This is a genomic window from Candidatus Nitrospira salsa, assembly GCF_965152625.1.
This window is the reverse complement of the sequence record NZ_CBCUCO010000003.1, coordinates 348,016-374,419: the sequence shown is the minus strand read 5'-3', so window position 1 is coordinate 374,419 and position 26,404 is coordinate 348,016. Positions and strand designations below refer to the sequence as shown.

Genomic DNA, 26,404 nt, shown 5'->3' with positions numbered 1-26,404 from the left:
GTCGGAAGACATGCTGATTAGTTGTAGCCAGTGGCCATTCTCTTTTATTGATAGCGGAGCGCTTCGGCGGGGTCCAGCTTTGAGGCTTTGATGGCGGGGTAGAGTCCGAAGAAGACACCGACGATCACGGCAAATGAAAATGCAATCGCAATGGCCGACGGGTGAATCACGGCCCCCCAATCTCCTCCTCCGGGCATGGCTTGGGCCACAAAGTCTCCAAACCCATACGCGAAAACAATACCCATGAGCACGCCAATGAGTCCACCGACGACGCTAATCGTCACAGATTCAATAAGAAATTGAAGGAGTATATCTTGACGCCTGGCTCCTATCGCTTTTCGGAGTCCAATCTCTCGTGTTCGCTCCGTCACCGTCACCAACATAATATTCATAATACCAATGCCGCCCACAACAAGAGCCACGACGGCAATGCCGCCGAGAACGATACGAAACGTCCAGATGGTGCGATCCACGGCGTTTAGAAAGTCGCCTTGATTGCGGACACGAATGTCGTCGACTCCATCGTGTTGTTGAATGAGAAATGCATGGAGTCGTTTCATCGTTTGATCCATCATGTCTCGTTTAGGAACGTGAATGACCATTGATTGTAATTCATCTGTTCCTTGAAAGCGCCGTATCGCTGTGGTCACGGGGATAAAGATCATTTCATCATAATTTGATCCATACACGATGCCTTTGGGTTGCATGACGCCGACTACGGTCAAACGTTGGTTGCCGATGTTGACTTCTTTTCCCACTGCCGTTTCACTCCCAAAGAGGCGTTCCGCAATTTCCTTTCCTAAGACAACGACTCGTTTCCATTCTTCTATATCGTTTGTGAGCAGGAAACGTCCTTGTGCGACATGAAAGTTTCGTGCTTCTGAATATTCCGGCGTTGTTCCGGTGATGTCTCCGCTAAAGTGGCGTTCTCCCGCTTTGACTTCTTGTTCAAGTTCGACACGAGGGATGACGTGAAGATGTGGAAATTTTTGACGAATGGCAAGGGAGTCATCATAATCCAATCCAGTAGACCGGCCTTTAAAAAGACGCTGCTCTTCGACAGTCAAGGATTTTTTCCAGACAAACAGTAAGTTGGTCCCGAGACGCTCAATGGAGCTGACGAGCCAGATTTGCCCGCCTTCGACAATGGCAATCATGGTGATCACAGAGGCGACTCCAATGATGACGCCCAGCATCGTCAGAGCTGAACGAAGTAGGTTAGCCGATAAATTTCTCAAGGCATCAAGTATGATTGAGTATAAGATCATAGGCTATGGGGATTAGACTACCACTGGCCTTGGAGTAGATACGCCGTCGTCGGCCACGATTTCGCCATCGGCCAAACTGATACGACGCTGAGCTTGCGAGGCGATGTCCCGGTCGTGTGTGATCAGAATAATTGTTTGCCCCTGTTGGTGGAGTTGGTGAAACATCGTGAGGACATCGTGCCCGGATTGGCTGTCTAAATTTCCAGTTGGTTCGTCCGCTAGGATAATATCGGGTCGATTGACTAAGGCTCGTGCAATCGCCACTCGCTGTTGTTGTCCTCCTGACAATTGATTCGTGTAGTGATGTGTCCGATTGTCCAGTCCAACTTTCGTGAGCAATTCGAGTGCGCGATGCCGTTGTTTGTCTTCAGAAAATCCCGCATACAGCAGCGGCAATTGCACATTTTCTACAGCGGTTTTTCGAGGAAGAAGATGAAAGGTCTGAAAGATAAATCCAATTTTTCGATTTCTAATCCTTGTCAGTTCATGCTCGGGTAATGAATGAATGACATCACCGTCGAGTCGATATTCTCCATCAGTCGGACGATTTAAGCATCCTAATATATCAAGTAAGGTCGTTTTCCCACTTCCAGATTGTCCGATAATCGCGACAAACTCCCCACGCTGAATAGAAAAGCTGACATTGACCAGCGCACGTACTTCAATCTCTCCAGCTTGATAGACCTTACTCACCTGTTCTAATTCGATAAGAGGAGTAGCCTGTGTCATGGACTTACCGTTGTGAGGATTCCGGTTTGTTGAAGGACGGAATGACAACCTCATCGCCTTCAGTAAGCCCTTCTGTGATGACTGCTTGAGACTCTGTTCGAAAGGCGACTCGGACCTTACGCTTTGTGGGTGTGCCGTTGTGTATGACTTCGACAATGTCATCACCTCGGTCGGCCTGAAGTGTTTCGAGGGGGATGGTCAGGACATCGTCAAGAGAGTCGGTGACAATATCAACATTGGCTGTCAACATCGGGCGGAGGTCTGACGTGGGATTTTCAATGGCGATGGTCACTTCATAGGTGACAATATTGTTTTCTTGAAGTCCCTGGGTCGAAATGTTCGTGACCGTTCCTTGAAACTGTTGTCGTAATAAGGCATCAAGACGAATATCTACGCGTTGACCAACTTTGACTCGGGCAATACTGACTTCATTGATTTTTGATTTTACGACCATTTGACGTAAGTCGGATACGCGCATAAGGACTGTGCCGCCCCCAAATGTGGCCGTCCCGGACGTAATGATTTCTCCAGGTTGCACCAGAACTTCTAAAATCGTCCCGGAGGATGGTGATTTGAGTTGAAATTCTTCCGGACGATTAGGAGATAGCTGTTTGGTGAGATACCGTTGGTACAGCACTTGATTGCTGCCCAGTGCAAGGAGTAATTGTCGTTCGGCTAACTCTAAACGAACCAGGGTTCGACGGTGCTCTTGTTCAGCCGATTCTAACTCTTTTCTTGGGATAAACCCCTTCTCGAAGAGTGACTGCATGCGAACAAGTTCACGGTTTGCTTTGTCCGCATTGATTCGTTCTTCCTGAATCGCAGCTCGAAGTTGGGCGACTTGTCGAGCCTCTCGAGGCTCTTGAATGATAACCGCCAGCAGTTGCCCGACTTCAACACGTTGTCCGGCTGTCACCAACAGTTGTGCCACTTCACCTGAAAACTGTGATTTAATTTCAACGGTTTTTGAGGGTTGGAGTGTGCCGGTTTCCGAAACTCGCGTCTCAATGGACCCCCTGGTCACGGTGACAAGGTTTGGTGTATTCGGGGAGGTATCAGCGGTTCCAGATAGTGGAGAAAATACCCAGACAAGTGCGCCAACACCGAAGGCGAAAAGTAGGAAAAAGACGATGGTCCATCGCTTCATCATATTAGGTTTCCGCGGCACTCACGTTCCTGAGCGCTTAAGAAGGTGGTCGACAGAAATCTGTTGGTCACCGGTACTCTATAGTACCAAGCTTGAATGACTTGAGGGAATGGAGGACAGCAGTTATGAGAGGGATATTAGACAAATTCAAATTCAAACTGAAATTTGCCAGTGAACAGATATCCCGGACAGATGAAACGTATTACATTTTACCCTTTACGTTTGCATGACCGGTGTCTATTGGAGAACGATTTGATATTCATCTAACGCCGTTGCCGTCATTCGGCGAAGATTGGCCAATGATTGATTATAGTCTACAATGGCTCGTTGTTCATTGCCTCGTGCGACGGCAAGGTCGCCTTGGAACTCAAGGACGATACGGGTTGTACTCAAGCCTAGCTGAAATCGTTCCTGTTCAACCTTCAGTTGTTTTTCAGCCAGTTGCCGGGCAGTTTGAGTGGTGCGGATACGCTTGAAGTCAGTTTTGACTCGGCGAACCGCCTCCTTCGTATCGATGATGACTTGGTGACGAACACGTTGGAGCAATGCCTTGGCCTGATTGGCTTCCAGGACTCGTCGATTGTATTGGCTTTGCGCTGCACGATTACCAAGGGGGTAGCTCAAGATGAGACCACCACCAATATTGTAAAAGTCTGAACTGGATGTCCGGTCAAGTGAATCTTGAGGATTCTTTCCTAACCCACTCAGGCCCACCCCCCCCTCGAGTGACAGACTGGGAAGCAGCTGATTTTTTGCTAAAGTCGTGTTGAGTGTTCCCGTTTCAATATTTTTTTGAGCTTGTAGGACTTCTGGTCGATTCTTAAGTGCAGTTTCAATATCTTGCCTTAAGGTACTGGTGTTCGCTTTTTGTATCGGGGTATCAGTTGCCAGTACGACAATGTCTTGTCGAAGGTCTTCTTCAGAAGGACTGAAGAGTCGCCGCAGTTGATCTTCTTGATCGCGCACGGCTTTCTGGGCCACTAGAACTTGTTCCACACGGCTGGCCACGCCGGCTTGTGCTTGTAACACTTCGACTTCAGCCATGACTCCGGCTCGTACTTTAGCTCGATTGGTGGCTAATAACTCTTGGGCCGCCTTGAGCGTGGCTTTGGCAACTTTTTCATTTTTTCGAGTAAAGACCAGTTCCCAATACGTTTGTTCGACATCTTTGATCACGGTTAACACCTGGTCGACGAAAACATGGTGTTCGGTTGTCGCGGCATTTCGGGCAATGCTGATTTGTGTCTTGTTAATATCCGCTCCAAAATCACGTAGCAACGGTTGGCTGAGATTTAAGGAAAGGGTATTGGTATACGCTGGATTGAACAAAAAAAACGTTTGTCCTGCGACGGAGTTTCTGTTCGAATCAAATGCCAAATCGAACATTCCTCCCGAATAGAGTTTTTGGGTGAGGCCAAGCCTCATGCTAATATCGTTTTGATCAATGCTATCAGGATCTGATCCAGTCACCATGTTATCGAACCCGAATATGGGCCGATTGAGAGGAGTAATGGTTCGATCGTATCGACTGGAGAGTTCGACCGTAGGGTCGAATTGTGCTTGTTGCAGGATAATATCGGTCAGCCGAACATCTCGTGCTTGACGACCAATGGTAATATCCAGATTACTTTCAAGTGCTCGTAGTACCGCTTCGTTCAGTGTGAGGGTCTCTATGGGTTCGGGGTCGATGAGTGCAGTCAGGGGAGATTCGGCGATCGCGATATAGCTCTGCCCCAGCAATGAAGAGAATAGGAGGCAATTGATGAGCCAGACCGTTCGGATTGTGATACGAGAGGTCCAACCGTAAGTATGTAGCTGCATCTTTTTGAGCAGACGAGAAACAGCTGATGGATTGTAGAATCGAAACGTCGTTTTCAAGTCGCTGATAGTATATCTTACGCTATCAAACGAGTCAGTCACTATGCAAATCAAGGAAGTGATGAATACGGTTGGAATCCCTCGTGTTGTGGTAAATTTAAGTAGAAATGCTATTCTTTGCTTTCATCTGCGACTCTATCATCGGCTTGTGTCCAATCACTGGTAGCTCTTGAGAACGTGTGACGTAAATTCGTAAAATCATGACATATTCCATATCGCCTTCTGCGATTTATTCCATCATATTTTGTGAAAGATAAGGAGTTGTATGTACGTGTTGGCAAAGACTTTCCTGAAATCCTGGTGTAGATCATCGAAATTTGACACTCGTGATGTGAAGACTCGGTATGTGTTGTGGGCTGCGATTGCATTATTTGGTCTTTCAGGCCCTCCTGAGGCTTTTGCAGATCAAGAGGCAGGGCCACAAGAACTTCCTAAGCCTAAAATTAAAACCACACAGCCGCTTTATAAGGATTGGAATTTTGATAAAGAGCAGGCTGGCTCTCCGCCAGCTGGCTTTATGAGCGATGTGAAGAATCATGATGCCAAAGGCACATGGTTGGTCACCAATGAGCCTTCAGCGCCTTCTCAACCACAAGCTGTGGTTCAAGATGCGGATTGTTCCGATGTTTCGTGTTATGACGTGATTCTGGGTGAAGAAACGGAAGTGACCTATGTCGATGTATCCGTACGTATAAAGCTTACAAAGGACATAGGACCAGGGAAGGCTGGGATTGTGTTGGGAGCCAAGGATCATAAGAATTTCTATGCAGCGGTTGTGACGCCCGCCTCCAAGACGGTAGAAGCCTTTCTCGTTCGAGATGGAAAGGCCACGTCGTTTGGTCAGTCAGAATTAAAGCTGGTTAAAGGCGATTGGCATGCTCTTCGTGTTCAGCGAAGTCCGATGATGAGCCATGATCTATTCAATGTATTCTTTGACGACCGTATGTTGTTATCACTTTCCGATTCCACGTTTAAAGAAGGCAAGGTTGGCCTGGTCACATGGGGGAAAGGACCATTTACTTTCGATAATCTTCGTGCACAGGAGTACTTGACGAACCTTCCACTCTCGCGCCCGCCGGCATACTAACCATTTCGGGCTGAACTGAAATTAAGAGTGGTGTTCTTCCTTGTGTGGAAAATGTAGAGTCGAAGTACCTCAAATGTAAGAATAAGAACTTTGTCCATTGACGGCACGTAAACTTGGATTCCGTAGAATGTTGGTATCTCGTTTCATGTAATCTGGCTAGATTTCTTCAATAATCTGTAGACATATCCAATCTTTTTTTGTCCGCCCGTAGCTTTTCGGAGTGCAGAGTCAAGAGGAATCTCTTCCACGGAAAATTTAAAATTTTCTTGGAAGTAGTACTCAATCGTCCCCACTCCAAGACGGTTAGGATCACAAAACCATCCCTGTCCTCCGGGTTTGAGCGCAGTGCTCAGGACATTTGAGATTCCTGGTAAGTTCTTTTCATCATAAAACACCTCACTTCCCAATACGATAGTGTAGATCTGATTCAAATTGATGATGTCAAACCAATCCAAGGTGCAGGTGTCGAAGTGTGTGATGTCATTTAAGTGGCACGATTCCTTCACTCCTTCGAGCGTGACGGGAACCATGTCAGAAAATGTCATGGATGCACCTAATTGTGCGGCGACGATGCCGGCTAAGCCCACACCGCAACCAATTTCCAGAACTTTTTGTCCCTTCAATTTTTGTGGAAAGAAGCTTTTGATAAGGAATATCGACAGGGCCACTTCCGACGGCCAGATTCGATCCCAATATCCCCACCCAAGTGACTCATCATCCCGTTTATCGATGGAGGTTTCATCTGAAATGTCTCGTTTGGTCTTGATGACAATTGGAACGTCTCCGAGCTGAGGAAGTGTGATGATTTTTGTATGACTCAAAGGACAACCCTCTTTCTCAGGTAACGTCCGATCTTGTTTTTCTGAGCAGATTTATCCCTACCCATCAATCTTTGCAAGTTCGGTGTCGACAAATGCCAGGATCTTTTCCGCGTCCTCAACCAAACCATCGGTGATATTCATGCCAAGAGCGAGCTCTTCATCGTCTAGGGTATCGGCTAATCCGTGATTTTGGAGCAAACTGACATCCCAAAAGACCAATCCGATGTTTTCTTGTTTTCCATCGATCGTCGCAATGGCATTAATATTGTCGCCGTGTTCGGTGGGGGTGCTGACAAATGAAGGCTTGACGCCTTCTTGTTTGGTACGTTGAAGAAATTCCATAAATGTCTTAATTCGTTTTAAACTTGTAATATCCATTTGCATTTAATCCTCCCCCTTAAAGCAGATCCTCATAAAAAATACTCACAAAAGTTAAAACTGGTAATTACTCACTTTCCTGAATTTCATTAAAATAATGATATTTATGATAGAAAAGAATTTGATGTTGCCTCTTTTGTATTTTGTAAATTTGGTCAGATGGCAGACAAAGTTAAAAGCTTGAAGCTGCTTCTTTTTCATGGCGACTACGCATTTTACTGGCGGTGTGTTTCTGAGATAGGCAACGATTCTATCGCCGCACGATAGAATTTATTAAATTTTAATACAACACTGATTAGCGAAACACTGTGGAACTGAACCTCTGAATCCAGTTGGTTATTTTCTAAGTTTAGCACTGATATACAGGGCTCATCGACCCCCATTATCGATGTTGTATCCGAATTTATGAATGAATGCTTAAAAGCATTACCTATATCGTTTAGCAAACGGAGAATGTCAACATGATCGTTCCAGAGTGGTAATCGTGTATCTAAGTTTCGTTTTAACGCATGACCGATGCAATCAACCTTTATTTTATTAGGATAGTTATGATTCTTCTCCCAACCCCACAAACACTAAGTGAGTGCGATTAGATCGTCAGCGCCTCTTTTGATTAAGTAAATCGCTTGCTCTGTCGCATATTTGTGACGTTCAAGAGAGTTATCTGGAAATATGGAATCCACTTGACACATATTCCACAATTTGAAACTGTCGATTAGCCGGCGATTCGCTTCGTCAAATCGATGGATTAGCCTATCAGCTTTAGTGAAAAGTTCCCATACGGAGAGTCTGGTGGAAGCCAGAGTCCTAGATGTGCACTGAGTGGCTCATCCGGAGTTTTCCCGTTGTCTCTCAAAACAGGATTAATCATTACTTTCTCATTTCTTGAAGAATACGGTTGAAAGAAACATTCTTGGTATTCGGTTGCGAATTACTTACGGCTTTATCCTATTTTCATGTCATACTAAGTGGTGTGTTTAACTTATTGCTCCATTCGACCTATTGATTCCTTCCCATAATAGTGCCGAATTGACTAACACTTGTAACAAATTCTTGGTCCGTATTAAGTATGTCTGGACAGATGCGAAGAAGGTTTTCTCGAGCATCGATGGTGATTTTGGCATTCTTCAGCTTTGACGCAATGCTATTTGCCGATTGATGACGGATGGTCAAGAAAGCCCCTCGTGTTTCTGGTTTCCCCAATACGTGTATACCATGTTTGTGGAGAAGGTCTGTCAATCTTGCTTGTTGCTTTAGCGAATACGCACGGAGACGTTCAACTCCAAGGCCGAGTGTGAGTGCAAGCCCGGCTTTCGCTTGGTAGTACGGAAGAACGGCTGGTGTGGATTCAAGGAAGGCATTCCCGCCTTGCGCAAGTTTTGCTTCCTCTGGCCGTCTGAATTCAAATGGACTCGGTTGTGCGAACCAACCGGTATCAAGAGTGGTTAATGAACCGGTGAGGTGCTGTGGATGGATGTATAACCAACAGGCACCTGGCCCACCGCGTAAGTATTTGTAGCATCCGCCAATCGCGAAATCAGCTCCTAGCAGTTCAATGTTAACTGGTAACGCTCCAGCTGCATGATACAGATCGATGAGCACCATGGCTCCACGTGCCTGCATTTCACGAATCATTTCCGCTAAATTGGTGAAATACTGACCTGTTGAGAACAGAACCATTGAGATGACGACTAATGAATTGGCATGCTTCACGGAAGCGGCCATATCTTCTTCGTGATAGATCCCCTGGTCGTCCGGCTTGACATGTTGTAATGCGATCCGATCTCGTTGCGCATAAACTTTGAGGATGTGATCGATGGAACTAAATTCAGCTGTCGTAGTAATGACGTTGTACTTTTGATCAAAACAATTCAACACTGCTCGTAATCCTTGGCCTGCACTGGTTTTGGGTACAATACAGTCTGTTGAAGGTGCGCGGATGAGTTGAGCAATACTGTGACGAAAGTGTTGAATTTCGGCAAGCCAATCGTCCCAGGCATTATCCATATCTGCATACCAATGGTTTAATGCCTGCTGAATGTCTGTCTTTGTCTGGTCTAACGGGCGCCCTAATGAGTGGTTGGCGAGATACGTCTCCTGTCGACGTAATACCTCTGAAAACAAGGGGTGAATATGAGTTAGAAGAGTGTGTTCCTCTAATGGACCAGAGCCCAGGGCCGCCAGGGCATGCTGAATGTTATTCGTTTCCAATTTCCGTCCGGACATCGATGAGCTCTGGGAAAAAGGTGATCTCGAGTGCCTGTTTGAGAAAATTCACGCCTGAAGAACCCCCGGTTCCCCGCTTAAACCCAATAATACGCTCCACGGTTTTCAGATGACGAAAGCGCCAAAGCTGAAAATTTTCTTCGACATCCACAAGTTTTTCACACATTTCATAGGCGTCCCATTGCGCTTCCGGATGGTCATAGATTTGCTTGAAGACTTGCGTGAGCTCTGCATTACGTGAATGCGGTTGAGACCAGTCTCGCTCAAGGCATGTCTGAGGAATGGGGTGTCCTTGTCTGGATAATGAACAGAGAAATTCATCGTAGAGGCTGGGGGCATTGAGCACGCGCATCATTTCTTGATACAGGCGGTCATTATGTCGAAAGACTTCGACAGCGGCAGCATCCTTATTGCCAAGAATAAATTCGATAGACCGGTATTGGATAGATTGAAATCCTGAAGCATTGGCTAACACGTTACGAAATTGACCATATTCGTTAGGGGTCAAAGTCTCGAGTACGGCCCATTGTTCAAAGAGTTGCCGTTGGATTTGCTTGACTCTCGCCAAGATTTTAAAGCAAGGATTGAACCGATCTCGTTGAATATGGGTTATTGCTGCCCGCAGTTCATGAAGAATCAGTTTCATCCAGAGTTCAGATGTTTGATGCTGAATGATAAAAAGCATTTCATCGTGATGCGGGGGATGGCTTAACGGTTTTTGTGTGGCGAGTAATTGATCGAGATGCAAGTACCCGGCATAGGTCATTCGATCGTGAAAATCGAGTTGAATGCCTGCTTCTAACTTTCGAATATGTGGGGTGTGCTCGTCCATAGTTGTGAATGTATGGACTGATTGTAGGCCGATGGCTGTATTTTGTGAAGAGGGAATTTTTATTACTTGACGATAACTTGTTTTCTTGGGGAGGATTTTGAAATTCTTACTTTTTCATTCATTTGGTCTAACAATCGTTTTGGGTCCTGGTTTTGAAGGATTAGGGTGCGATTGGTTAATGTCACAAAGCCCTGTTGGACTTGATGGTCCATGAAGGCGAGTAACGAATCGTAAAACCCTTCCACGTTTAAAAGCCCGCAGGGCTTGTGATGAATGTTCAATTGAGCCCAGGTTACCATCTCGCATATTTCTTCTAATGTTCCGTACCCACCAGGGAGTGCAATAAACCCATCGGAGAGTTGTTCCATGATCGCTTTTCGCTCATGCATGGTTTGGACAATGCGTAAATCAGTCAATTCCTGAAACGCCAGTTCCTTTTCTGCGAGAGCAGCTGGAATGATACCAATGACTTCCCCGTCTTCTTTCAGCACCGTTTCTGCGATGACGCCCATCAACCCGATATTGCCGCCACCGTAGACTAAGCCGATCCCTCGTTGAACGAGTAGCTGACCGAGCTGACGAGCCGCCTGTTCATAGGATGCTTGACTGCCTTTTGTCGAACCGCAGAAGACACAAAGACGTTTCATGTGTTTTGCTTTCAATAATGATCACGATTATTCTCTGAGTCCTGAGGTTCAGGTTCAGAGATGGGCGTGTAGTTAGGATTTCATGGGAAGATTGATGAGTGCGTAAGGATTAATTCGTGATCCGTTTAGGCGGACGCCCCAATGAAGATGCGGGCCGGTGGCTCGTCCGGTTGAGCCAACTTGCCCAATGATCTGTCCTTTCTTCACAACCTCTCCCTCTTTGACGGAGATTTTTGAAAGATGGAAATACATGGAGTACAGTCCGACTCCATGATTGAGGATGACGCCTTTGCCTGTGAAAAAATGATCATGGGTGAGGCTGACCGTTCCTGTATTCATGGCGGCGACACTGGTGCCTTTCGGCGCGGCGATGTCCTCTCCACTATGGGGGTTTTTGGATTGTCCATTAATGACTCGTCGACTGCCAAATCGACCTGAGATACGCCCTTTCACTGGAGCAATGAACGGGCCTTCCCAAAATGGGTGGGGGCTGATAGATGCAAAGGCTGCCATCATTTCTTTTCGTTCGGCTTTGACACGAATGAGTGTTTTGTCGTCCAAGTCAACTTTCTTTTTAGGAAGTTTCAAGTGTTGGACGGAGTAGTTTTCTTTCATGACCAAGACGGTGTAGCTTCGATGTTTTGTCTCAGCCTCTGTTGTGATCGTGATATCTAATTCATGCAGGCTGGGTTTATCCTGCATGTCGATTCCCAGGAGTCCGACATAGGTAGTAGATGATTCTTGAATAAATGGAATGTTTCGCTTAAGAAATGTCCCTGTGACCTTTGTTGGGTTGAGCGTCCCGACAGGCACGTGGACCCAGAGGACCTCTCCTTGCTTAGCACTCAATTGTCCATCAATGCCTGGTCGTTGTTCTTTTGCACTCGGAACCAATTTGAGCGGAAAAATGCTGGCAATGAGCAAGGTGATGACGAGCAGGATTTTCCCGGGCAGTCGGGATTTTGAGAACGGTTGATCAATTCGATAAACACTCATGTCTTGAGTCTCGTCTGTGGTACCTGGGTGAGGAGTTCTTCCACCCGTCGGTTGGATGCGCAAAAGGGATCCATGCAGAGGATGGTTTCCTCCCAGTAGCCATTCAGTTTTAAGTATGTCCAATCCACGGTGTATGAACGGTTTTTGGCCCTCGCGAAGCGAATGAAGTCCCCTCTCACTTTTGCCCGAGTCGTTTGCGGTGGAATATTTTTTGCCCGCTCAATCGCTTCTTCCGAAACGACCTTTCGGATATGGTCCCGTCCCACTAAGAGATAATACAGTCCTCGTTGTTGATTGATATCATGATATTGCAGATCCATCATAGCGAGTCGAGGGTCATCCCATTCACACCCTTTTTTCTCAATATACGATTCCATGATCCATTTCTTGGTTATCCAATCGAGCTCTCGAACCAGGAGCATGGGAGAATCTTCTAAGCGATCAAGGACACGCTCCCATTCTCTCAGGACATCGTGCATGATTTTGTCATGAGGATGGGTTTCGAGGTATTCGCTGGCTCGTTCCCAATACATCCGCTGGATTTCCAGGGCCGTGAGTTCCCGTCCGTCTTCAAGCTTGATTCGTTTTTTTAGGGTGGTGTCTTTTGAAATGTCCCGAATGGCTTTGACTGGTTCATCAAGCTCAACGCTTGGCACGGTGAACTTGTCTTCAATCATGGAAAGGACTAAGTCTGTGGTTCCAACTTTGAGGTAGGTGGCGAATTCAGACATATTCGAGTCGCCAAGAATAATGTGGAGACGTCGATATTTTTCTGCATCGGCATGTGGTTCATCTCGTGTATTGATGATACTTCGTGATGAGGTGGTCGATGAAGAGGTTTTTTCATGAATATGTTGGGCACGTTGAGAAATAAAATATTGCGGTTTCCCTGACACCTTGAGGATTTTCCCTGCTCCTGAAAAGATTTGTCGCGTGACGAAGAACGGAATCAATTGTTCCGAGACTTTCCAAAAGTCGACGTCTCGACGCATGAGGAAATTTTCGTGGCATCCATATGTATTGCCAAGCGAGTCGGTGTTATTTTTGAAAATGAAGATATTCCCGGAAAGACCTTCTTCCCGTAGTCGATCTTCTGCAATCGGGAGACATGATTCTAGGACTCGCTCTCCGGCTTTATCGTGCATGACGAGGTCAAGCAGATCGTCGCATTCTGGCGTAGAGTACTCGGGATGACATCCTGTGTCCTGATAAAAGCGTGCGCCATTTGCGAGGAAAGCATTCGATGGCCAACTATTGGGAATCAATCCCTCGAAGATATATCCAAGGATTTTTTCAATAGGCAAATAGACGCGGCCGTTTGGTGAAAACGTCAGACCATATTCGCATTCAAGCCCAAAGATGCGTTTCATGGTAGAACCCCCAAGGCAATGGAAGCCGTGGTTATAGCCGTTTCAGTTATGGCGAATCGGTAGAATATCCATTTGCTAATTTAGATATCCACTACGTGATATACAAGGTCAATTGCTGCAGAGCATCCATGTGGGTATAACCTTCCGATATTTGAGGCTTAGTCATACGCTGTGGCAGTCTTATAGCCGATTCAATGTTCTTCCAATTGTTGGAGTAGTAAATTCCGCTGGGTGAGTCTGGTTGGCTCGCCTGGAAATTTTACTATTCGCTATAATAATTCAACTGGAAATGAAATGGCTTCGCTATAATTCAGCATACATCGTGACTCCTCAATCTTCAATATTATAGCAAATTCTAATAATTACTAGTTGAAATTATAACTATTCGTTATGGCATGAATGGTATGAGACTGAACGATAACCGCTTTAGGGAGTCATGTGTCACTTGCCTTGTTGATTGCGAATGTTCGTATTTCTCCCGGTGGCGTGTGCCCAGGCCCTAAGGGTCGGTGCTCATCCCAAGTGACATGTGACTCAACGTTAGGAAAGTAGTGTGTGGGTTTCAGCCGAAGGAATGCGTCGAAACTTTCTGCCAAGCCTGTCGCGATCAAGGATGGCGACTTCTAATCCTTCAATCGTGATGTGTTGTTCTGTTACCTGTTCAAAGGCCTTTTTGCAGAGGGTTAGGGCTTGTTGTAACGTTGGGAGGTTTTCAGGGCTTTCATTGCGGAGAAAAGTCAGGAGAGCTTCGGCGCGTCCTCCAATCGCGGTCATCCGTTGTTCGTCAACGATGCTTCCGTCGAACGCAATACGATACAGTTCGTTTCGTCCTGGCGCTTCACCCACTTGAGCTAACAGCAGTTCAACTTCGAATGGTTTGAGTTCTTGGCTGAAAATGGTTCCGAGGGTCTGTGAATATCCGTTGGCTAATGATCGAGCTGTGACATCTTCTCGGCTGTACATTAACCCTTTGAGGTCGGCATGTTGAATGCCAGCTTTTCGAAGATTTTCAAATTCGCTATATTTCCCAGCTCCAGAAAAGGCGATGGTATCATAGACTTCAGAGATTTTAAATAATGAGGCGCTGGGATTGTCGGCGATTAATAACAAGCCGTGTTCATATTCAATGGCAATAATAGAGCGTCCTTTGGCAATACCCTTTTTGGCATACTCCGCCTTGTCTTGCATCATTTGTTCTGGAGAAACGTAATAGGGGAGTGCCACGAATTAATGCTCCTGGGTTCGAGTGCGAGAGAGTTCTTCCCATACTGTTGAGAGGGTGGCCTCTTCAACGTCTTGAACGCCTTGGGTATTGACGAATTTCATCGTAGGGTAGATGCGTCGACGTGGATCTGGTCCACCCGTGCCAACATCTTCCTCGGCGGCATTGGCTAAGGCAAGAAGAGCAATTCGAATGGCGGCCTGTTTGTCGAGATTTTTTTTGAATCGTTCTTTGAGCATGAGTCGTGCGTCTTTTCCCCCTGATCCCACTGAATGATATTCCGTCTCTTCATATCGGCCTCCAGTGATGTCATACTTAAAAATTCGGCCCAGATTTCGTTTGATATCGTACCCAACAAACAAGGGGATGACGACGAGCCCTTGCATGACTAATGGAAGGTTGGCTTTGACCATTTGTCCCAGTCTATTGGCTTTGCCCTCGCAGGATAATTGAACGCCGTCAAGTTTTTCGTAATGTTCGAGTTCAATGCTGAACAGTTTGGCCATTTCCACGCAGGGTCCCGCCGCTCCTGCAATAGCCATGGCTGAATAATCATCTGTTTTAAACACTTTTTCCATTCGATTTTCGGCGATCTGAAACCCTTCCGTTGCCCGCCTGTCGCCTGCAATCACGACTCCCTGATCATATTTGAACGCGAGAACGGTTGTCCCATGCGTCAGGGGGGATGGTTTGGGTGTGCCACTGAACTCGAAGGTGCTGGGTTGTTGAAGGATCGGTTGTCCCCAGCGTGAAGCTGGTGTGAGTTCTGGTCGATGGGTTGAAAGAAATTGGAAAAAACTGGAACAGTGATCATGTGGAAATTGAGGGATATCAAGGTCGTGAGTTTTCATGAAGATCCTTTAGCTCTCAGGCGCTTATCCTGAGAGTTTCGTAAGAAGTTGCTCGACGGTTGAGACGCCCTCTAAGAGGTCATTGGTTAAGGCGCGTGTTCCGCGGTAAGGATCCATGAGAGGAATTCGTTTGATTGTATCGTTTCCTTGGTCCAACAAGACGGATGTCCAACTGACGCCGTACACCTTTTCTGCGAATTGCTTAAGACACGTTCCTCGGAAGTATGCCCGTGTATTAAGCGGCGGTTCGACCATGGCCTGTTCAATATCGCTATCTTGAAGTAAGCGTTCAATGCGTTTTCCGCGTTCAAGAGTATAGTACAAGCCTTTATCCGGCCGCATATCGTGATACTGCAGGTCGAGTAGAGCAATGCGAGGATCTTTCCAGCCACAGACCTTGCGATCCATGAATGATTGAATCATCTGTTGTTTGGCCACCCAGTCCAGCTCTCGTCCAAGTTGTGTCGGGTCTTGCTCAAGTTTGTCGAGGATTCGTTCCCAAGATACAAGGACATCTTTTGTTCCTGGCGGAAGGTCTCGAGTATTAAAAAACTCATAAGCTGCCTGAAGATACGTGCGTTGAATATCGATGGATGAGGTGGCCCGGCCATTGGTTAATCGCAGGCTCGCCTTGACGCCTATGTCACGTGAAACGGTCTTGATATCTCGAACTGGATCTTCAAGGACAATTTTGGGAAACTCCCATCCTGCGTCAAGCATCTCCATAATGATGGCGGTCGTGCCAATCTTCAGGTAGGTGGGAATTTCTGCCATGTTGGCATCACCAACGATGACATGTAATCGTCGGTAAACATCTTGCTCGGAATGAGGCTCATCGCGTGTGTTGATGATGGGCCGTTTGACCATCGTATTGAGATCCATCACGCATTCGAAGAAGTCTGAACGTTGAGAAATTTGGTAATCGACGGCGTCGGTGCCGTTTTCAGACCCGACTTTTCCGGAACCGGTAAAAATTTGACGCGTGACAAAAAATGGAATGAGCGTTCGGGCAATTTTTTCGAAAGGTACTGAACGCGAAAGCAAATAATTTTCGTGATAGCCGTAGCTATTGCCTTTTCCATCAGAGTTATTTTTGTAGATAAAGAACGTATCAGACTCCTGAGTCGAATTGAGAGCCTGTAGGCAAACGTTGATCATTCGCTCGCCGGCTCGTTCGTATGCCAGGAGTTCAAGCGGAAGCGTACATTCCGGCGTGGAGTATTCTGGGTGAGCTCCGTCGACGTAGAGACGTCCTCCATTCAGGAGAAGTTTGTTCAGCTGACGATTATGTCGGATATTCGGTCGCTCAGGTTCTCCCTCAACGAGAAAGCCACGAGCATCAAAGAATGGATTTTCATTCTCATAATCCCAGATGCCCTGGGGAGAAGGGAGCGTGGGGTAGTGACTGATGAGTCGAATGGAATCTGTGACGGGATCGGAATGTCCAGCCCCCTTGGCAAGAATGCCAAACTCTGTTTCCGTGCCTAGAATTCGGTGCAATGCTCCTCCATGTCAGCTTGAAATAGATGGGTAGGAAGTGAGACTCACACTAGAAATAGTGTCCGACGCTGACGGTTTCTATTTCTCGTGATTCAGATGGTTCTTCAGTCAATGTCCGAACGTGGATAATTTTTTCACCTTTTTTGCCGGCTATCCTCGCCCAATCATCGGGGTTTGTTGTATTGGGAAGATCTTCTTGTTCTTTAAATTCCTCTCGAATGGCTTTGAGAAGATCATCAGCAATAATGCCTTTTTCGCCTGTCGCAATCGCACGTTTGATAGCCATCTTTTTCGCTCGAGAGACGACGCCTTCAATGAGTGCACCACTCGCAAAGTCTTTAAAGTAAAATGTTTCTTTTTCGCTATTTGCATACGTGACTTCCAGGAAACGATTTTCCTCTGATTTAGCATAGAGCGCATCAGTGGCGAGATCGATAAGATGTGCGACCAGTTTTTTAGCGTCATTCTGCTGTTGATCAAGTTCAGTTTTAGAGAAGGGAAGATCGGGCGTGAGATATTTTCCTAGAATTTCCTTGGCGCCTAGTTTGTCCGGTCGAGGGATTTTCACTTTGACGTCTAACCTGCCTGGTCGCAAGACTGCTGGATCAATGAGATCTTGTCGATTGCTGGCACCGATGACGATGACATCTCGGAGGCTTTCGACTCCATCGATTTCCGCAAGAAATTGTGGAACGATAGTTGACTCTATATCTGAAGAAATGCCCGTACCTCGTGTTCGAAACAACGCATCCATTTCATCGAAAAATACGATGACTGGATAGCCGTTAGAAGCTTTTTCTTTGGCTTTGGCAAAGACTTCACGAATTTGACGTTCAGACTCTCCAACATATTTATTTAATAACTCTGGGCCTTTGACATGCAGGAAGTAACTTCGAATATCTTTTCCTGTGAGATGTTTTAACTTTTGAGCAATCGAGTTGGCGACGGCCTTGGCGATCAAGGTTTTGCCGCACCCTGGAGGACCATATAGCAAGATCCCTTTGGGTGGAGAGAGTCGGTGTTCGGCGTAGAGGTCAGGATGTAAAAATGGTAGCTCGACAGCGTCTTTCACTTGCACGAGTTCTTTTTCAAGGCCTCCAATTTGCTCATAGTTCGCGTCTGGGACTTCTTCCAGTACTAATTCTTCCATTTCGGATTTAGGAAGTTTTTCGGTGATGTAGCCGGACCGTGGATCGAAGAGCAAGAGATCCCCAACGCTAAGGGGTTCATGTTGTAACGGTTGAGCCACTTCAACGACACGCTCTTCATCATGCCGTAATTTGACCAACGCTCGATGATCATCGAGCTGGATTTTTAATTGGACGACTTCGCCCTGCGGATCAAATTCTCGCATTTCGATGATGTTGAGAGCTTCGTTGAGAATCACCTCTTGTCCTTTTCGCAATTCTTTCCCGGTAAGTGCTGGGTGCATGCTGACGCGCATTTTTCTGCCAGAGACTGACACGTTGGCGGTATCGTCCTGATTCAGACTGCAGAAAATGGCGTAGCTTGAAGGAGGCGCAGTAAGTTTTTCTACTTCCTTCCGTAATGCTTCAATCTGGGATTTGGCTTCTTGAAGGGTGGAAACGAGACGCTCGTTTTGTTGTTGAGACTGACGAAGTTGCTGACGTGAGTCGTAGAGCTGATGCATTTCAGTCTCCATAGACTCCAGTTCGCTGCGGAGTTTTTCTAGTTCACTGTTCGGATCATTCTGTTTTCCCATCCCCATAGTCGTTCCACCTATTCGTTTATGATGAACGTTCCCGGCAGGACTTAGGAGAGAACATCTCAATCACTGGGTAATGCGTATATCAAGACTGTCAAATCATATTCTGTATTTCGTATTTCTTAATCTATGTGAATTGTTTGAAGTAAAATTATCTTATCACTCGATTTTCAAAAGGGTCAACCGACAAAGCATATGGTCAATGCTGTTTGATGGGCAAAAAAGCTTGACTTATGAATTTTCAAGTGCTTGCAAAAATTGATGAGTGGCAGAAGGAATGCTGGTGGATTCCAGTATTGCTGAAATGACTGCGACGCCATAGGCCCCTGCCTGTTTCACATCGCTTACACGTTCCGGGGTGATTCCGCCTATGGCGTAAATAGGCAGCGTGGATTGTTGACAGGCCTGCTCTAGTACCCCTAATCCGAGGGGGGGACCGTAGGTTTTTTTTGAGGGCGTATCATAGATTGGGCCAAGTACAAGAAAGTCAGCACTTTCACGCTCTGCGGTTAATACATCCTGTAGTGTGTGTGTGGACTTGCCAATTAACGCTTGTGGGCCAAGGAATTGGCGCACCTGAGGAATTGGCAAACTGTTCGATCGCAAGTGAACGCCATCTGCGCCAATATGTTTTGCAATATCCGCCCGGTCATTGATGAGGAGGAACGCATGATGTTGGTGGACTACGGGCAGTAGGTCTTGTGCGAGTGCAAGAAGATGCCGGGTGTGGATATCTTTTTCTCGTAGCTGAACGAACGTTGTTCCTGCACTGAGGGTTTCTTGAAGAACTGCCTGAAGAGAGCGTTCACGCGTTTGGTGACGGTTGGTCACCACATACAAACGGGGTAAAATTTTTTTGGTCATCAAGGAGGAAGAGAAATTTAAAACAAAAAGTCTAAATTGAAAAATTCAAAGTTAAAGAAGCCCTGCTTGTATACTTTTGCACTTTACATTATCCTTCTAGAGCATCCCTTCGATAGTCGTGCTTGCGGTGGCATAAAGTTTTCTGGGGATTCTGCCTGCTTTGTAAGCCAATCTTCCCGCCTCAATTCCCAACTTCATGGCTTCGGCCATCATGATGGGATTCTTTGCGCCGGCAATTGCTGTATTCATCAGTACGGCGTCTGCCCCGTACTCCATGGCCAAGGCCGCATCTGATGCCGTTCCGACGCCAGCATCGACGACAATGGGGACTTTGATGGTTTCAAGAATGATTTTCAAATTATACGGATTACGAATACCCAACCCTGACCCAATGGGTGCAGCTAACGGCATGACGGCTGGGCAGCCAACATCAACAAGCTTCTGTGCCACGATGGGGTCGTCATTGGTGTAGGGTAAGACGATGAATCCTTCTTTAACCAAAATTTTTGCCGCTTCAATGAGCCCTGCAGTGTCAGGGAAGAGGGTTCGTTCATCGCCAATCACTTCGAGTTTGACTAAATCCGAGACCCCGGCTGCTCGGGCAAGACGTGCGTAGCGAAGTGCATCTTCGACGGTGTAACACCCTGCCGTATTTGGAAGAATGGTGTAGTGTTTTGGATCGATGTAGTCAAGCAAGTTTTCTGACTTTCGATCCGTGATATTGACTCGCCGAACGGCGACGGTGACGACATCGGCTCCGGCAGCGTCAATGGCTTTTTTGGTTTCATTGAAATCTTTATATTTTCCTGTACCAACCCAAAGACGGGACCGAAACTCTCTGCCTGCAATCACTAATTGATCATCACTCATAGTCTAATATTTAATCCTGTATTTAGTGTGGAATTGTCGACGTAATGTGTCTTCGTGATGTTGTCCCAGCCCCGCCGCCAATGAAGCTTAAAATTTCTATCGCATCTCCATGGCGTAGGATTGATTTGGAGAAATCATCACGATCCAAAATTTGTAAATTGAGTTCAACCGCGACCTGTTCGGTACGAATGTCCAACTGCTGGAGAAGGTCTGTGACGGTGAGCCCGTCTTGGAAAGTTTGAGATTCTCCGTTGACTTGAATATCCATGAAAAGACCGTAGAACCATGGTCAAGAATGTTAAGTGAATATGGATGCTTAGCTTAAATTTTATCCTACGGTAGGCTTGAAATGCTTGTCAATAAAATAGCCTTAAGGGACTTGATGTGGGTTCGGGGTGTTGTTGAAAGTCGCTTGTGACCATAATACACGAGGAGAAAGTTCCCATAACCGTATTCATAAATTTCCGTGCGTCTGAACGGTCCATGCCTTCTGTTGGTTCGCTCTATAGCCGTTGCAAATAATTTCTGATGTTTGAGGCGTAGGATTACACTGTCTTGGCTACTTCTAATCAACACAGCAGGGGAAGAGCCGGGTTCAACGTTCAATGTCTATTCGGTTCTCGGTGAGATATACAGCGATCGTAGCCAAGGCTAACTTAAATCGATACCGCAGGGGCTGAATAATATTCAACGTCAGTTGCGCCATTGGGATGCATAGGGTTACGCCACAACCGTCGTCTAGGGCTCCCTTTCAAATTAACTGGAAATTTATTGGATTTACTACAGTAGATCAAATGGAGAATTTCCCTTAGAATACGATTTTGGGGTTGCTGGTTATTGAGACGGTCATGAGTCGTGAGTATGGCACATCACAATCAAGCATTAGCGGGCCTCTTTCATTCGATGGCAGGCTTACTGTCAGGGCGAAATACCAATCCTTATCGTATTCGAGCTTACCGTAAAGCTGCAGAGTCGTTGCTCGAATTACAAGAGGATGTGAGTGAGATCGCAAAACGAGGAGATTTGCAGTTGATTCCAGGGGTAGGGAAAGATCTCTCCGTGAAAATTCAGGAGTATTTATCGACCGGACATATTCAAGCGTATGAAGAACTCAAAACCCCATTGCCGGATGAGGTGAAAGAGTGGACGACGCTTCCAGGTTTTTCTGAGCATCTAGTGCATGATTTGTATTTTCGTTTAGGCATTCAGACGTTAGATGATTTAGAACAATTAGTCCGCTCTCACATGTTGCGAACAATTCCGGGAATGGCGGAACGGACTGACGAAATCTTAGCGGCCATTCATGTCCTCGCTTCAAAGTTAACTCGATAGCTGTCGATTGACGGTACCGTAAGGCTTTGGTAGCGTTTGAAAAATCCCAATGTCAATTTCTTACACTTAAAAATCAGAGAGATTGAGGGCAGACGCTCTGTATGATATGGGTAGCCCATCTCCAGGCTGAATTCCCGAGTTTGGAAGTCTTGTGAATAACAATTTCTAACGAAGAAAGAATCGTTTGTTATGTCGATTTCTGCTTTTATTCTTATTGATGTAACAGGAAATCATACGAAAAGTGCTTATAAAACGATCATGAGAATTCAGGGTGTCCAATCGCTAGCTGCTGTAACAGGTGCACACGATCTTATTGCGCAAATTGAAGCTGAAACCATTGAAGAATTACATGATATTGTCCTCTCCCGTATTCGAAGTATTGATGGTGTGCTCAAAACCAGCACGGCACTTGTCCTGAAATTCTAACGCGCATTCACGACGTTAAGCTGCTGGCCGTAACTGTTTGAAGACTTTCCAGGTTTTCAGAAGTTCCAAGGCCTTCTGGAGTTGGATATCATCTGGCGGAACGTCGTTATCGTTCTTTTTCTTGTCTTCAGATTTTTCTTCGCCGGCGTCTTGAGCAGGTTTCTGCGAAAGGGCGACGGTGTCTTCAGCCTTAGCGTCTTCTTCTTCCGTTGAGGCGGTTTCTTTGACCTTTGCCGTGGCTTTTGGGTCCACGACGATGTCCGGCTTGACTCCAATGTTATGAATCGACTCACCTTCAGGCGTGTAATATTTGGCCGTCGTTAAGCGGAGTCCAGACCCATCAGACAGTGGCAGAATGGTTTGAACTGAGCCTTTCCCGAAGCTGGTTGTTCCAAGAATAACAGCTTTTCCCCAATCTTGCATGGCAGCGGCAACAATCTCAGAAGCACTTGCTGAACCATGATTGATCAGAACAATCATCGGATATTCGAGTGTATTGCCATTCGCTCTGGCACGATATTCATCTTCTCGCCCGTTTCGCCCTTTAATCGATACAATTAATTTTCCAGATTTCAAAAATTGCTCTGAGACTCCAACCGCTGCGGTCAAGAGTCCACCAGGATTGTTCCGTAAATCCAAAATTAAACTTTGGATGTTTTGTTCCTTCAGGGTTTCTAATGTGTCGGATAAATCATCAGGAGTTTGTTCTTGAAATTGCGTGATACGAACATAGCCGGTATTGCCACCAATAACCTTGCCGCGCACGCTTTGAATCTTGATGGTATCTCGTGTGATCTCATAGACTAACGGCTTTTTCGTCCCTTCGCGAAGGACGGTTAGAGTGACAGCGGTGCCTTTGGGGCCGCGCATTTTTTGTACAGCTTCCATGAGTGTCAGGTCCTTGGTTGGTGTATCACCAACCTTGGCAATCACGTCACCGGCTTGAATGCCTGCAGCAAAGGCTGGGGTATCTTCGATCGGCGCAATGACGGTTAATCGGTTGTCTTTGATTCCGATTTGGATCCCCAGTCCCCCAAATTCTCCTTTAGTTTCGACTTGCATCTCTTTATACATATCTAAAGTCATATATGATGAGTGCGGATCTAAGCCAGCCAGCATGCCACGGACGGCACCATGCACAAGGTCTTGCATCTTCGTCTCTTCGACGTAGTGCTTTTTGACTTGGGATAACACTTCCGCAAAAATTTGAAGTTCTTCATAGTTCTCACTCGCATAACCGGTTCGATCCCACCCTTTCCCGATGAGGACACCGACAAGAAGAATAGTGACGACGGTAAGTCCGGTTACCCATACAGTTGACTGGTGTTCTTGTTTCATACAAAAATTCCTTTTGCTACTCCACAGTTATGGACGTTTGACAAGCCATCGAAGAGGATCAACGGGTGTAGTGCCTTTTCGTAATTCAAAGTAGAGCGTATTCTTATCTGTAAGTCCAGTTTCTCCGGTCTTTCCAATGACGTCTCCCTTGGCCACAGCCTGTCCTTCCTTGACGAGTAAGGTCGAGGCATGAGCATACAGAGAAAAGAAGCCATTCGTGTGATCAACAATTACGACGAGTCCGTACCCTTTCAGCCAATCGGCATAGACCACGTTACCTTGAGAGACTGTGTGAATCGGACTCGATTGATGAGTTTTGATTTCTATTCCCTTTTTATTGACATACGTATCAAAGGTTGGATGCTTTTGACGGCCAAAAAACGACACCACTTTTCCTTGTGTTGGCCAGAGTAAGGATCCTTTGGTGTGGACTTGGCCCTTTTTTGACTTTGGCTTCGCTTGAGAGAGTTTAAAGCGCTGATCCAACTCTTTGAGTAAGGCATCAACCTGCTTCGCCGACCGCTTCAGTCCCTCGACTGTGCGCTCATATAATTCTTGTTCTTTCGACAAACTCGTCAAGACCACATGTTTGTCTTTTTTGACACCCTTCATCTCCGTGATGGTTTGTAGTGTATGCTGTCTATAGTTCAGAAGTTCTTCCCGTGTTTGCGTTTGACGTTCTTTGAGGTCTTCTAATTCCATCAATTGCTGGCGATAGGTGTCCAACAGTTGAAACTCCTGTTTTGAAATCGTCGATAAATAGGCGACCCGTCGTTCAAAGTTTGCCAAGGTGTTGGCTTCGAATAAGGTTTTGAGATATCCACCACGCCCTTCCATGTAGAGAACCCGGAGCCGATTTGAAATTGAGCGTCGATGTTGTGAGACTTCTGCTTGAACGTCTGATAATTGTTCTTGAAGTTTGCCGAGTTCGCGATCTTTCCCTTTGAGTTCTTTGCTGACGCGACGGTATTCCCGTTGCTTTTCAATGAGCGACTTATCTAGCTTTTCAATTTTCTTGAGAACGGACTCTGATTGTTTTCCAGCTTTTTCCGCTTTTTGTGTGGTCTGGTTAATTTCATCATTGAGCTTTTTAAGCCGAAGGCGCTCTTGTTCCAACTCTTGAGAAATGGCTGTTTTGGTAAGCGGTTTGGCCCACGTCCACGATGAAGGGAGTAGATGTGTCTCGATAATGAAGAGGAGGAGCAGTGGCGCGACGACTCTCATGTTCTGACCTTCATCCATCCGTAAATTGACAGGGCACTTCCTGCGCAGCCCAGAATCAGTCCTGCCAACACTAACATACCCGACATGTGAATGGGGAAGAAGTCAAGAGTGGTTTGAAGGCCTCCGACCCAGCCCAATTCGTGGATTTTGTCTTTCACAATTTCAAAGCCTCCGCGTAACAAACCCAGAGACAAGGCCCCTCCGACCGCTCCTAGTACCGCCCCTTCGATGAGATATGGGATGGCGATAAATGCTCCAGTTGCTCCGATCAAACGAAGGATTTCAATTTCGTCGCGTCGCGCATAAAACGCAAGTCGAACCGTATTCGAAATGATGGTCATTGACGCCAGAGCGAGAATGAGGCCGATGCTCAATGCTCCAATTTCAAGGTAGTTGGTAAAGAGCGTCAATCGTTCGACCCAGTCACGACTATACCGGACATGCTCGACCCCTGAAAGCGTTTTGACCCGAGAGGCGAGTTCTGAGACGAGATCAGATACTTGAGCATGCGGAGTGACCGTGACGACGAAGGAGGCAGGTAATGGATTATCGCCAATGCCATCAAGCAGATAAGACTCCTCAGGGAATTGCTCGTGGAATTCCTTGAGGGCCTGTTCTTTTGAGACAAAGGTCAGCGTATCGATGTGTGTTTCTTGGTTCAATGTTTTTTTGAGGTTGGCGTGTTCTTCGTTGGATATCTCCTCCTCAAGGTAAATGATCACTTGGACATGATCCTGAAGTGAGCCGGCAATGGTCCGAACATTGTGATACAACAATAAAAACATACCAAAACTCGCGATCGTAAAGGCCGTCGTGATAATGCCGATCAGCGTGTTGGTTCTGTTCGTCCGGAGGCCTCTCATGGCCTCACGGAGAAGATACATGAGACGTTTCACGAAAGTGTTCCTTGATCAGTCAGCAGGCGGCCGCAGTCGAGTTTGATCATTCGTCCATTGATTTGCTCGACAACTTGACGGTTGTGAGTGGCGAGCATCACAGTGGTGCCTCGAGCATGAATCGCTTTGAATAACTCAGAAATTTCATACGTTAATTGGGGGTCAAGATTTCCTGTTGGTTCATCAGCGAGCAAGATAATGGGGCTGTTCACAATGGCTCGTGCAATACAGACTCGTTGTTGTTCACCGGCAGATAGGACAGATGTTTGTGTGGTCCGTTTGTGATCCATGCCGACCGATTGGAGAGATTCGGCGACTTTTCTTCTGGCATCAAAAGAAGACAGCCCTCGAATAATCAGTGGCAGTTCGACGTTTTCATACACCGTTTTATGTGGCAAGAGCTTAAAGTCTTGCAGGACGAATCCCATGGTTCGGCGAAGGTAAGGAATGTCTGTCGCCCGAAGACGGGCGATATTGCGATTTTGAACGAGTATTTGGCCATCATCAGGAAACTCCGCCCCAAAGATAAGCTTGAGTAATGTTGTTTTTCCTGCGCCGCTTGGCCCTGTGATTAGAATACATTCACCTTTCTCCACCCGTAGGGAGAGGTCGGAAAGAGCAATGCATCCTTCATAATATTTTGTGACGTGAAAAAGTTGAATCATCCGGCCTCTGTCATACGAGGTGATAGAGGCCGGACGAACATGGTCAATTCGAGTTCATTCATCGATACTACTCTTCGGTCGAGACGAGATCACATGATTTCTCAGATTTTC

General features: G+C 46.4%; 25 protein-coding genes. 3 read left to right on the top strand and 22 right to left on the bottom strand.

All coding sequences use genetic code 11. The annotated features are described in order from the left end of the window. Window positions 1-44 precede the first annotated feature (44 nt). From ACWQXP_RS13160 to ACWQXP_RS13145, 4 genes are all read right to left on the bottom strand, one after another. Window positions 45-1,196, bottom strand: coding sequence for an ABC transporter permease (locus tag ACWQXP_RS13160; RefSeq protein ID WP_454063499.1), 1,152 nt, complete (start codon window positions 1,194-1,196; stop codon window positions 45-47). Window positions 1,197-1,280: 84 nt separating this feature from the next. Further along, a complete protein-coding gene (locus tag ACWQXP_RS13155) occupies window positions 1,281-1,997 on the bottom strand; it encodes an ABC transporter ATP-binding protein (RefSeq protein ID WP_454063333.1) in 717 nt (238 codons plus the stop codon). Between the two features lie 4 nt (window positions 1,998-2,001). Next, on the bottom strand, window positions 2,002-3,147 hold the full coding sequence (locus ACWQXP_RS13150; RefSeq protein ID WP_454063332.1) for an efflux RND transporter periplasmic adaptor subunit: 1,146 nt from the start codon (window positions 3,145-3,147) through the stop codon (window positions 2,002-2,004). Between the two features lie 234 nt (window positions 3,148-3,381). After that, window positions 3,382-5,022, bottom strand: a complete 1,641-nt coding sequence (locus ACWQXP_RS13145; protein WP_454063331.1) for a TolC family protein — start codon at window positions 5,020-5,022, stop codon at window positions 3,382-3,384. Window positions 5,023-5,293: 271 nt separating this feature from the next. Between ACWQXP_RS13145 and ACWQXP_RS13140 the strand changes: the two genes are divergently transcribed. Beyond that, window positions 5,294-6,109 (top strand): hypothetical protein, encoded by an 816-nt coding sequence (locus ACWQXP_RS13140; protein ID WP_454063330.1) that lies wholly within the window; start codon window positions 5,294-5,296, stop codon window positions 6,107-6,109. 143 nt (window positions 6,110-6,252) lie between these two features. Here the strand turns inward: ACWQXP_RS13140 and ACWQXP_RS13135 are convergent, their stop codons facing one another. From ACWQXP_RS13135 to thiS, 14 genes are all read right to left on the bottom strand, one after another. Continuing rightward, window positions 6,253-6,930, bottom strand: a complete 678-nt coding sequence (locus ACWQXP_RS13135; RefSeq protein WP_454063329.1) for a class I SAM-dependent methyltransferase — start codon at window positions 6,928-6,930, stop codon at window positions 6,253-6,255. Between the two features lie 57 nt (window positions 6,931-6,987). Continuing rightward, window positions 6,988-7,308 (bottom strand): hypothetical protein, encoded by a 321-nt coding sequence (locus ACWQXP_RS13130; protein WP_454063328.1) that lies wholly within the window; start codon window positions 7,306-7,308, stop codon window positions 6,988-6,990. A 999-nt stretch (window positions 7,309-8,307) separates the two neighbouring features. Further along, window positions 8,308-9,534: an aminotransferase class V-fold PLP-dependent enzyme gene (locus ACWQXP_RS13125; RefSeq protein WP_454063327.1), complete on the bottom strand. Its 1,227-nt coding sequence runs from the start codon at window positions 9,532-9,534 to the stop codon at window positions 8,308-8,310. Then, window positions 9,506-10,366 carry a tryptophan 2,3-dioxygenase gene (kynA, locus tag ACWQXP_RS13120; protein ID WP_454063326.1) on the bottom strand — a complete coding sequence of 287 codons (861 nt, stop codon included), beginning with the start codon at window positions 10,364-10,366 and terminating at the stop codon, window positions 9,506-9,508. Before kynA ends, ACWQXP_RS13125 begins: the two co-directional genes overlap by 29 nt. A gap of 62 nt (window positions 10,367-10,428) precedes the next feature. Continuing rightward, on the bottom strand, window positions 10,429-11,013 hold the full coding sequence (locus tag ACWQXP_RS13115; protein WP_454063325.1) for an LOG family protein: 585 nt from the start codon (window positions 11,011-11,013) through the stop codon (window positions 10,429-10,431). A 72-nt stretch (window positions 11,014-11,085) separates the two neighbouring features. Next, window positions 11,086-12,009, bottom strand: a complete 924-nt coding sequence (locus ACWQXP_RS13110; RefSeq protein ID WP_454063324.1) for a M23 family metallopeptidase — start codon at window positions 12,007-12,009, stop codon at window positions 11,086-11,088. After that, window positions 12,006-13,379, bottom strand: coding sequence for a Pup--protein ligase (gene pafA / locus ACWQXP_RS13105; RefSeq protein WP_454063323.1), 1,374 nt, complete (start codon window positions 13,377-13,379; stop codon window positions 12,006-12,008). Before pafA ends, ACWQXP_RS13110 begins: the two co-directional genes overlap by 4 nt. 540 nt (window positions 13,380-13,919) lie before the next feature. Next, complete coding sequence (gene prcA / locus ACWQXP_RS13100) at window positions 13,920-14,603, bottom strand: proteasome subunit alpha (RefSeq protein WP_454063322.1); 684 nt, start codon at window positions 14,601-14,603, stop codon at window positions 13,920-13,922. A 3-nt stretch (window positions 14,604-14,606) separates the two neighbouring features. Continuing rightward, window positions 14,607-15,452, bottom strand: a complete 846-nt coding sequence (prcB, locus tag ACWQXP_RS13095; protein ID WP_454063321.1) for a proteasome subunit beta — start codon at window positions 15,450-15,452, stop codon at window positions 14,607-14,609. A gap of 24 nt (window positions 15,453-15,476) precedes the next feature. Beyond that, window positions 15,477-16,952: a depupylase/deamidase Dop gene (dop, locus tag ACWQXP_RS13090; protein ID WP_454063320.1), complete on the bottom strand. Its 1,476-nt coding sequence runs from the start codon at window positions 16,950-16,952 to the stop codon at window positions 15,477-15,479. 49 nt (window positions 16,953-17,001) lie between these two features. Further along, window positions 17,002-18,681, bottom strand: coding sequence for a proteasome ATPase (gene arc, locus ACWQXP_RS13085; RefSeq protein WP_454063319.1), 1,680 nt, complete (start codon window positions 18,679-18,681; stop codon window positions 17,002-17,004). Between the two features lie 228 nt (window positions 18,682-18,909). Beyond that, window positions 18,910-19,542 (bottom strand): thiamine phosphate synthase, encoded by a 633-nt coding sequence (thiE, locus tag ACWQXP_RS13080; protein WP_454063318.1) that lies wholly within the window; start codon window positions 19,540-19,542, stop codon window positions 18,910-18,912. A gap of 96 nt (window positions 19,543-19,638) precedes the next feature. Further along, window positions 19,639-20,412: a thiazole synthase gene (locus tag ACWQXP_RS13075; protein ID WP_454063317.1), complete on the bottom strand. Its 774-nt coding sequence runs from the start codon at window positions 20,410-20,412 to the stop codon at window positions 19,639-19,641. Between the two features lie 22 nt (window positions 20,413-20,434). Beyond that, the gene (thiS, locus tag ACWQXP_RS13070) at window positions 20,435-20,680 is read right to left on the bottom strand and encodes a sulfur carrier protein ThiS (protein WP_454063316.1); all 246 of its coding nucleotides are present in this window, start codon (window positions 20,678-20,680) and stop codon (window positions 20,435-20,437) included. 593 nt (window positions 20,681-21,273) lie between these two features. On the opposite strand from thiS, the gene ACWQXP_RS13065 reads away from it, so the two are divergent. Both ACWQXP_RS13065 and ACWQXP_RS13060 read left to right on the top strand, forming a co-directional pair. Then, the gene (locus ACWQXP_RS13065) at window positions 21,274-21,744 is read left to right on the top strand and encodes a histidinol-phosphatase (protein WP_454063315.1); all 471 of its coding nucleotides are present in this window, start codon (window positions 21,274-21,276) and stop codon (window positions 21,742-21,744) included. 189 nt (window positions 21,745-21,933) lie between these two features. Next, window positions 21,934-22,170: an Lrp/AsnC family transcriptional regulator gene (locus ACWQXP_RS13060; RefSeq protein WP_454063314.1), complete on the top strand. Its 237-nt coding sequence runs from the start codon at window positions 21,934-21,936 to the stop codon at window positions 22,168-22,170. Between the two features lie 15 nt (window positions 22,171-22,185). Here the strand turns inward: ACWQXP_RS13060 and ACWQXP_RS13055 are convergent, their stop codons facing one another. Genes ACWQXP_RS13055 through ACWQXP_RS13040 form a run of 4 tightly spaced genes read right to left on the bottom strand, consistent with a single transcriptional unit; the run spans window position 22,186 to window position 26,293 of the window. Beyond that, window positions 22,186-23,508: a S41 family peptidase gene (locus ACWQXP_RS13055; RefSeq protein ID WP_454063313.1), complete on the bottom strand. Its 1,323-nt coding sequence runs from the start codon at window positions 23,506-23,508 to the stop codon at window positions 22,186-22,188. Window positions 23,509-23,535: 27 nt separating this feature from the next. Continuing rightward, window positions 23,536-24,732, bottom strand: coding sequence for a murein hydrolase activator EnvC family protein (locus ACWQXP_RS13050; protein WP_454063312.1), 1,197 nt, complete (start codon window positions 24,730-24,732; stop codon window positions 23,536-23,538). Beyond that, window positions 24,729-25,628: a permease-like cell division protein FtsX gene (gene ftsX, locus ACWQXP_RS13045; RefSeq protein ID WP_454063311.1), complete on the bottom strand. Its 900-nt coding sequence runs from the start codon at window positions 25,626-25,628 to the stop codon at window positions 24,729-24,731. Before ftsX ends, ACWQXP_RS13050 begins: the two co-directional genes overlap by 4 nt. Continuing rightward, window positions 25,625-26,293, bottom strand: a complete 669-nt coding sequence (locus ACWQXP_RS13040) for a cell division ATP-binding protein FtsE (protein WP_454063310.1) — start codon at window positions 26,291-26,293, stop codon at window positions 25,625-25,627. Before ACWQXP_RS13040 ends, ftsX begins: the two co-directional genes overlap by 4 nt. Between the last annotated feature and the right edge of the window lie 111 nt (window positions 26,294-26,404).

Excerpts from the sequence above, each read along its gene's own strand:
- ACWQXP_RS13160 (WP_454063499.1), bottom strand. The coding sequence starts at position 1,196 with ATGCTGGGCGTCATCATTGGAGTCGCCTCTGTGATCACCATGATTGCC.
- ACWQXP_RS13155 (WP_454063333.1), bottom strand. The coding sequence starts at position 1,997 with ATGACACAGGCTACTCCTCTTATCGAATTAGAACAGGTGAGTAAGGTC.
- ACWQXP_RS13150 (WP_454063332.1), bottom strand. The coding sequence starts at position 3,147 with ATGATGAAGCGATGGACCATCGTCTTTTTCCTACTTTTCGCCTTCGGT.
- ACWQXP_RS13130 (WP_454063328.1), bottom strand. The coding sequence starts at position 7,308 with ATGGATATTACAAGTTTAAAACGAATTAAGACATTTATGGAATTTCTT.
- ACWQXP_RS13125 (WP_454063327.1), bottom strand. The coding sequence starts at position 9,534 with ATGTCCGGACGGAAATTGGAAACGAATAACATTCAGCATGCCCTGGCG.
- kynA (WP_454063326.1), bottom strand. The coding sequence starts at position 10,366 with ATGGACGAGCACACCCCACATATTCGAAAGTTAGAAGCAGGCATTCAA.
- ACWQXP_RS13115 (WP_454063325.1), bottom strand. The coding sequence starts at position 11,013 with ATGAAACGTCTTTGTGTCTTCTGCGGTTCGACAAAAGGCAGTCAAGCA.
- ACWQXP_RS13110 (WP_454063324.1), bottom strand. The coding sequence starts at position 12,009 with ATGAGTGTTTATCGAATTGATCAACCGTTCTCAAAATCCCGACTGCCC.
- pafA (WP_454063323.1), bottom strand. The coding sequence starts at position 13,379 with ATGAAACGCATCTTTGGGCTTGAATGCGAATATGGTCTGACGTTTTCA.
- prcB (WP_454063321.1), bottom strand. The coding sequence starts at position 15,452 with ATGAAAACTCACGACCTTGATATCCCTCAATTTCCACATGATCACTGT.
- arc (WP_454063319.1), bottom strand. The coding sequence starts at position 18,681 with ATGGGGATGGGAAAACAGAATGATCCGAACAGTGAACTAGAAAAACTC.
- thiE (WP_454063318.1), bottom strand. The coding sequence starts at position 19,542 with ATGACCAAAAAAATTTTACCCCGTTTGTATGTGGTGACCAACCGTCAC.
- ACWQXP_RS13075 (WP_454063317.1), bottom strand. The coding sequence starts at position 20,412 with ATGAGTGATGATCAATTAGTGATTGCAGGCAGAGAGTTTCGGTCCCGT.
- thiS (WP_454063316.1), bottom strand. The coding sequence starts at position 20,680 with ATGGATATTCAAGTCAACGGAGAATCTCAAACTTTCCAAGACGGGCTC.
- ACWQXP_RS13065 (WP_454063315.1), top strand. The coding sequence starts at position 21,274 with ATGGCACATCACAATCAAGCATTAGCGGGCCTCTTTCATTCGATGGCA.
- ACWQXP_RS13060 (WP_454063314.1), top strand. The coding sequence starts at position 21,934 with ATGTCGATTTCTGCTTTTATTCTTATTGATGTAACAGGAAATCATACG.
- ACWQXP_RS13055 (WP_454063313.1), bottom strand. The coding sequence starts at position 23,508 with ATGAAACAAGAACACCAGTCAACTGTATGGGTAACCGGACTTACCGTC.
- ACWQXP_RS13050 (WP_454063312.1), bottom strand. The coding sequence starts at position 24,732 with ATGAGAGTCGTCGCGCCACTGCTCCTCCTCTTCATTATCGAGACACAT.
- ACWQXP_RS13040 (WP_454063310.1), bottom strand. The coding sequence starts at position 26,293 with ATGATTCAACTTTTTCACGTCACAAAATATTATGAAGGATGCATTGCT.